Source organism: Mesorhizobium sp. M4A.F.Ca.ET.020.02.1.1 (genome assembly GCF_004022645.1).
Classification (GTDB): Bacteria; Pseudomonadota; Alphaproteobacteria; order Rhizobiales; family Rhizobiaceae; genus Mesorhizobium.
On sequence record NZ_RZOI01000260.1, the window covers coordinates 1 to 7,495 of the forward strand.

Sequence of the window (7,495 nt, forward strand, 5' to 3'; positions counted from 1 at the left end):
CCAATTGCCCCCGACAAAGCAATCCACCCGCCACATCGAATTGATGCCGAGGCCCTCGCAACTCTGTTCGAGCCTGAGTCTCAGCCTGCCTTCAATCGCCGGCTGGAACGGCTTCAACCGCGACCACGATTCGGTGGCGCCGAACTTCTCGTTGCGGCCGAAGAAGACGCCGACATGGTTCTGCGCCGGCGCGACATACATGGAAAGGACCAGTGCGAAATCCGGCAGACCGCGCTGCCAGAACCAGGGTCCGCGGCGCGCCAGCGTGGCCCTTTCCTCAGGATGCCGCTCGGCGAACAGTGTCCAGAAGTCGCGCTGGCGGAATTCCGAGGCGCGGCGGCCGCCAAAGTCGAATTCGCTCATGGTCCGATGCTCGCTGCAGCCTCCACGAGGCCGTCTTACATCACACCGCCCTGCCTGAAGGCAACTGACACACCCCGTCAGGGCACCGCAAACTACCAGCGGTATGTCATCGATGCCGTCATGTTGCGGCCCTGGCCGAGATAGCAATAGCCCTCGTTGCAAACTGTCGCGCGGGCATTGGCGATGTTGCGGACAGGCAAGGCTGCCGTGATGCCGTCATATTTTTTGTCGATGGCGCCGAAATCATAGGACGCCGAGGCATCGATATAGAACGCCGCATCGTTCTTGGCCGTGTTGGACGTGTCCGTATAGCCGAGGTCGCTCCGCCAGCTATCGCGCGCGGCAGTGCCTCCAGGCTAAAGCGAGCAAGCTACGAGGCGAGGCTCCAGACGCCTCGCCTGCGTCGGTCCGAAAGAATTGCTAAGCGAACCGGGGCCGGTCTCAGACCATACCGAGCGCGGCTTTGTAGAGGTCGAGGATGGACTCTTCCTCCTGGCGCTCCGCCTGGTCCTTCTTGCGCAGTCGGACGATGGTGCGCATCGCCTTGGTGTCGAAGCCGGTGCCCTTGGCCTCGGCGAAGACGTCCTTGATGTCGTCGGAAATCGTCTTCTTCTCTTCCTCGAGCCGCTCGATGCGCTCGATGAAGGCACGCAGCTGGCCGGCGGCAACAGTCTGGCTGGTCTCGGTAATATCGTCGGCCATTTTTCTCTCCGCGTCGTTTGGCTACCGGCGACTCGCGAAGGCCGGCCGGCAAATTGGAGCGGGTTCGATGCCCGAGCAGGCGCGGCGGGTCAAGACATTATCGGTGCGGCATGAAGGGCTGCCGTCAGCCGCCCTTCACAGCCTCGATCATTGTCAGGTGAAAGCGATCAGCAGATCCTTGGCATCGATCTGGTCGCCGGCCCTGACCAGCACTTCGGCGACCACGCCGTCGCGCTCGGCATGCAGCGCGGTCTCCATCTTCATCGCTTCGATCGAAAGCAGCACGTCGCCGGCCTTGACCGCCTGACCGGCGGCAACGGCAAGTGCCGAGACCACGCCCGGCATCGGTGCGCCGACATGCGCCTCGTTGCCCGGCTCCGCCTTGCGGCGCGCCTTGGCCGCCGACGCGCCATGCGCCCTATCCGGCACCTTGACGCGCCGCGGCTGACCGTTGAGCTCGAAGAACACGGTGACCATGCCCTTCTCGTCGACGTCGCCGATGGCAAGGCAGCGCACCACCAGCGTCTTGCCCTTCTCGATGTCGACGAAGATCTCGTCTTCCGACTTCATGCCGTAGAAGTAGGTCGGCGTCGGCAAGACGCTGACCGGCCCGTAGGTTTCCTGCGCCGCGGCGAAGTCGGTGAACACCTTCGGGTACATCAGCCAGGAGGCGAATTCATACTCGCTAAGCCTGCGCTCAAGCTTTCCCTCGATATCCTTGCGGCTGGCCTTGAGGTCGGCGGCTTTCAACAGCGAGCCTGGCCGCTCGGTGATCGGCTTGTCGCCCTTCAGCGCTTTCTTCTGCAGCGCCGGCGGCCAGCCGCCCGGCGACTGGCCAAGATCGCCGCGCAGCATCGAGACCACAGAGTCCGGGAAGGCGATATCGCGTGCCGGGTTCTCGACATCGGCGACGGTCAGATCCTGGCTCACCATCATCAGCGCCATGTCGCCAACCACCTTGGACGACGGCGTCACCTTAACGATGTCACCGAACATCAGGTTGACGTCGTGATAAGCCTGCGCCACCTCGTGCCAGCGTGTTTCGAGACCGAGCGAGCGTGCCTGCTCCTTGAGGTTGGTAAACTGGCCGCCCGGCATTTCGTGCAGATAGACTTCCGAGGCCGGCCCCTTGAGATCGCTCTCGAAGGCAGCGTACTGGTTGCGCACTGCTTCCCAGTAGAACGAGATCTTGCGGATCCATTGCGGATCGAGCCCGGGATCGCGCTCGGTGCCCTTCAGCGCCTCGACGATCGAGCCGAGGCAAGGCTGCGAGGTGTTGCCGGAGAAGGAATCCATCGCCGCGTCGACGGCATCGACGCCGGTCTCGACCGCCGCCAGCACGGTGGCCGCCGAAAGGCCGGACGTATCGTGCGTATGAAAATGGATCGGCAGGTCGGTCGCCTCGCGCAAGGCCTTGAACAGCACGCGCGCCGCACTTGGCTTCAGCAACCCGGCCATGTCCTTGACGGCGATGATGTGGGCGCCGGCGGCCTCGAGTTCCTTCGCCAGCCCGACATAGTATTTGAGGTTGTATTTGGCCCTTGCCGGATCGAGGATGTCGCCTGTGTAGCACATCGCCGCTTCGATCAGCTTGCCCTCGGCGCCGACCGCGTCCATGGCGACGCGCATGTTCTCGACCCAGTTCAGGCAGTCGAAGACGCGGAACAGGTCGACGCCACCGGCAGCCGCTTGGCGGACGAAATGCTGCACGACATTGTCGGGATAGTTGGTGTAGCCGACGCCGTTGGCGCCGCGCAAAAGCATCTGCAAGAGAAGGTTTGGTGCCGCCTCACGCACTTTGCCCAGCCGCTCCCACGGGTCTTCGGTGAGGAAGCGCATGGCGACGTCGAAGGTCGCCCCGCCCCAGCATTCCAGCGACAGTAGCTGCGGCAGCGCCCGCGCATAGGTGCCGGCAATGCCGGCGATGTCATGCGTGCGCATGCGGGTGGCGAGCAGCGACTGGTGGCCGTCGCGCATCGTCGTGTCGGTGACCAGCACCTCGTTTTGCGCGCGCATCCAGGCGGCGAATTTCTCCGGGCCGAGCGCGTCGAGCCGCTGCTTGCTGCCGCCCGGCACCTTGCCGTTGAGATAGGGCACGATGGGCGCCGCAGCATCGGCCTTGGGCATCGGCCGGCCGCGCGTTTCGGGATGGCCGTTGACGCTGACATCGGCCAGATAGTTGAGCAGCTTGGTGGCGCGATCCTGCCGCTTCACCTGCTGGAATAGCTCCGGCGTCGTGTCGATGAACTTCGTCGTATAGGAATTGTCGGCGAAGCTCTGGTGATTGATGATCGCCTCGAGGAAGGTGAGGTTGGTCGCCACGCCTCGGATGCGGAACTCGCGCAGTGCCCGGTTCATGCGCGCGATCGTCTCGGCCGGCGTCGGCGCCCACGCCGTCACCTTCTCCAAGAGCGGATCGTAGAAGCGGGTGATGACGGCGCCCGAATAGGCGGTGCCGCCGTCGAGCCGGATGCCGAAGCCGGTGGCGCCGCGATAGGCGGTGATGCGGCCATAGTCCGGGATGAAATTGTGTTCGGGATCCTCGGTAGTGATGCGGCACTGCAGCGCGTGGCCGTTGAGCCTGATGTCCTTCTGCGCCGGCACGCCCGATTCCGGCGTGCCTATGGCGAAGCCGTCGAGGATGTGGATCTGCGCTTTGACGATATCGATGCCGGTCACCATCTCGGTGACCGTGTGCTCGACCTGGATGCGCGGGTTGACCTCGATGAAGTAGAACTTGCCGGTGTCGGCGTCCTGCAGGAACTCGACCGTGCCGGCGCCGATGTAGCTGGTCTCGTTCGCGATCTTCAGCGCATAGCCGCACAGCTCCTGGCGCAGCGCTTCGCTCAGATAAGGCGCCGGCGCCCGCTCGACGACCTTCTGGTTGCGGCGCTGGATCGAGCAGTCGCGTTCGAACAGATGCACGGCGTTGCCTTGGCCGTCGCCCAGCACCTGCACCTCGACATGGCGGGCGCGCTCGATCAGCTTTTCGAGATAGACCTCGTCCTTGCCGAAGGCGGCCTTGGCCTCGCGCTTGCCTTCCATCACCTCGCGGGCGAGATCGGCTTCCGCGCGGATGGCGCGCATGCCGCGGCCGCCGCCACCCCACGAGGCCTTCAGCATCACCGGATAGCCAATCGTCTTGGCGAGTTCCTTGACCGCCTCCATGTCGTCCGGCAGCGGATCGGTGGCGGGCACCACGGGCACGCCGACCTCGATCGCCAGGTTGCGCGCCGCGACCTTGTTGCCGAGCCGGCGCATCGTCTCCGGCTTCGGGCCGATGAAGGTGATGCCTGCGGCGGCACAAGCTTCGGCGAACTCCGGGCTTTCCGACAGCAGGCCGTAGCCGGGGTGGATGGCGTCGGCGCCCGAAAGTCTGGCGACACGGATCACCTCGTCGATCGACAGATAGCTCTCGATCGGCCCCATGTCCTTGGCAAGGTGCGGCCCGCGCCCGACCTGGTAGCTTTCATCGGCCTTGAAGCGATGCAGCGAATATTTGTCCTCCTCGGCCCAGATCGCCACGGTTTTGAGGCCAAGCTCATTGGCCGCGCGAAAGACGCGGATGGCGATTTCGGACCGGTTGGCGACGAGGATCTTCGTGATGGCCAAGGACTGGGCTCCAGGGACGGAGAGGATGGGGGCTGGCGCAATGATTAGCGTGAAAATGCTGCAGCGCAAACTAAATCGCGCGACATCTAAACCGATTTAAATCGTTTGTTTGCGCCAGAGCCGCCAATCGGCGCACGAAAGGCCCGCAAAACAAAAATGCCCGGCGCTTTCGCGCCGGGCATTTCCGGATTTCAGACGTTCGTCGGCTTATTGCTCGAAGTAGGTGTACTTGCCGTCGTCACCCTTCTTCCAGGTGTACAGCACGTAGTCGGGGCGGGTGATGTCGCCCTTGGCATCATAGCCGATGTCGCCGATCGCGGTCTTCCACGGGCCGCTCTTCTTGATCTCTTCCGCGACCTTCTGCGCGTCGTCGGCGGAGCCGACCTTGGCGGCGGCGGCGGCGACGATCTGCAGAGCGGCGTAGGAGTAGAGCGTATAGGCTTCAGGCTCGAAACCGGCGGCGCGGAACTTCTCGACGAGTTCCTTGGCGTTCGGGTTCTTGCGCGGATCCGGAGCGAACGTCATCAGCGTGCCGTTGACGGCGTCGCCGGCGATGGAGGCGAGCTCGTTCGACACGATGCCGTCGCCCGACATGAACTGGGCCTTGAGGCCCTGGTCGGCGAGCTGGCGCATGATCAGGCCCGCTTCGGTGTGCAGGCCGCCATAATAGACGACCGAGACGCCGGCTTCCTTCATCTTGGCGATGAGGGCCGAGAAGTCCTTGTCGCCGACATTGATGCCTTCATAGAGGGCTTCGGTGACGCCGTTGCCGTTGAGCGCCTTCTTGGTTTCGTCGGCGAGGCCCTGGCCGTAAGGCGTCTTGTCGTGGATGACGGCGATCTTGGCGTCCTTGAAGTTCTTGGCGAGATAGTCGCCGGCGACCTTGCCCTGCTGGTCGTCGCGTCCGCAGGTGCGGAAGGTGTTCCACAGGCCGCGCTCGGTCAGCTGCGGGTTGGTGGCCGAAGGCGTGATCACCAGGATGCCGTTCTCGGCATAGACTTCCGAGGCCGGGATGGTGACGCCCGAGTTGAAGTGACCGACAACATACTTGACGCCGTCGGCGACGAACTTGTTGGCGACCGAGATGCCCTGCTTCGGATCCGACACGTCGTCGCCGATCTCGAGCTTGATCTGCTGGCCGTTGATGCCGCCCGCCGCGTTGATGTCGGCGGCGGCCTGCTCGGCGCCCTTCTGCAGCTGCGCGCCAAAGGCGGCGTTCGGGCCGGTGATCGGACCGGCGACGCCGATCAGGATGTCAGCCCACGCGCTACCGCTGAACGCGACGAGCGCGGTCAGAGCCACGGCGGACAAGAGTGACTTTTTCATATAAACGCTCCCATTTACGGAGTGGGCGTGGATGATACTTTCATGCGATGCCCACCCTTATCGCAGAAAGCATAGTTTGCCGATTTTCAGGCACTTGTCACGCCGTTTCATCCCCGAGACGACGTTAATCATGAACGTCAGCCTTTCGGCTTCCAGCTCAATAGCGAGGCTCTTTCGTAGAGCCAATTATACTGCGTCACCATCTGGTTGGTACGCGTGTATTGATAGCCGACGAAGCCCAGTATCATCAGCACGATGGTGTCGACGATATAGTAATGCAGCGAGAACATCGTGCCGTCGAACAGTGCGTGATGGATGAACCTGATGCCGATGCCCAGTCCGAGCATGTAGAGGAAGAGCTGGAAGAAGCTGCGCCATGTCTGCGCGCTGGCCTTGCCGGTCATCCAGGCGGCCCAGCCGCCGAGCAGGCAGGTGACGAAGAAGAACTGGAAGATCGAGGGTTCCTCGTAGAGAATGCCCTGCATGATGAAGTCTCCCTAGCATGATCCCGAAAAGTTGCAGACTTTTCGGGCAAAGGTCATGCGACAATCAAACAACTTGGAGCGGAATACCGGACGCACACATTCCGCTCCAAACTCAGTGGTGGCCGCCTTCGAGATAGGCGGCGCGCACTTCCGGATTGGCGAGCAGTTCCTTGCCGGAGCCGCTCATCGTCACATTGCCGTTCACCATGACATAGCCACGATTGGCGAGCTTCAGCGCGCCGAATGCGTTCTGCTCGACCAGAAACACGGTCAAACCTTGGGTGCGGTTCAGCTCGCGGATGGCGTCGAAGATCTGCTTGACGATCAGCGGCGCGAGGCCGAGCGATGGCTCGTCGAGCAGAAGCAGCTTCGGGCGCGCCATCAGCGCACGTCCGATCGACAGCATCTGCTGTTCGCCGCCCGACAGCGTGCCGCCACGCTGGGCGATGCGCTCCTTGAGGCGCGGGAACAGCGTGAACACCTTCTCGACGTCCTCGTCATAATATTTGAGGTTGTCGAGGCTGGCGCCCATCTGCAGGTTTTCCATCACTGTCATGCGCGGGAAGATGCGGCGTCCTTCCGGCGACTGGGCGATGCGCATGCGGGCGATTTCGTGCGTCGGCAACTGTGTGATGTCGGTACCGGCAAAAGTGATAGTGCCCGCGCGAGCGCGTGGAGCACCGAAAATGGTCATCATCAGCGTCGACTTGCCGGCGCCGTTGGCGCCGATAAGCGCCACCACCTCGCCCTCGTTGACCTGCACGTTGACACCGTTCAGCGCCCGGATGTTGCCGTAGTAGGTCTCGACGCCCTTGATGTCGAGCAGCGTTGTGCCGGCCATTATTTACGCCCTCCGCGCGGCTTGGCTGTCGGGGATTTTCCGGTCGGCTTGGCCGTGGCCCGCGCCGACGGCTTTCTTGGCTGGGCGTTGGCCTTTGCATCGACCTGTTCTGCCTTGGAGGCGCCCTTCGAGACCGTGACGCGCTCGCCCTCGCTGTGGCCGATCG

The 7,495-nt window shown here is 63.2% G+C and carries 6 protein-coding genes and 1 pseudogene; all 7 read right to left on the reverse strand.

Annotated elements, in window-relative coordinates:
- Positions 1-363, reverse strand: a 363-nt coding sequence (locus EN742_RS17355; protein ID WP_128333066.1) for a hypothetical protein, incomplete at its 3' end; no start/stop codon positions are given.
- 92 nt (positions 364-455) lie between these two features.
- Positions 456-671 (reverse strand): annotated as a pseudogene (locus EN742_RS17360) (hypothetical protein); the annotation flags it as partial.
- A gap of 133 nt (positions 672-804) precedes the next feature.
- Complete coding sequence (locus EN742_RS17365; protein ID WP_126057828.1) at positions 805-1,065, reverse strand: DUF2312 domain-containing protein; 261 nt, start codon at positions 1,063-1,065, stop codon at positions 805-807.
- A gap of 153 nt (positions 1,066-1,218) precedes the next feature.
- Positions 1,219-4,677, reverse strand: coding sequence for a pyruvate carboxylase (gene pyc / locus EN742_RS17370; RefSeq protein WP_128333067.1), 3,459 nt, complete (start codon positions 4,675-4,677; stop codon positions 1,219-1,221).
- Between the two features lie 207 nt (positions 4,678-4,884).
- Positions 4,885-6,003, reverse strand: a complete 1,119-nt coding sequence (locus EN742_RS17375) for a branched-chain amino acid ABC transporter substrate-binding protein (protein WP_126057826.1) — start codon at positions 6,001-6,003, stop codon at positions 4,885-4,887.
- 137 nt (positions 6,004-6,140) lie between these two features.
- A complete protein-coding gene (locus tag EN742_RS17380) occupies positions 6,141-6,488 on the reverse strand; it encodes a DUF6867 family protein (protein ID WP_126057825.1) in 348 nt (115 codons plus the stop codon).
- 112 nt (positions 6,489-6,600) lie between these two features.
- Positions 6,601-7,329, reverse strand: coding sequence for an ABC transporter ATP-binding protein (locus EN742_RS17385; RefSeq protein ID WP_126057824.1), 729 nt, complete (start codon positions 7,327-7,329; stop codon positions 6,601-6,603).
- Positions 7,330-7,495 lie beyond the last annotated feature (166 nt).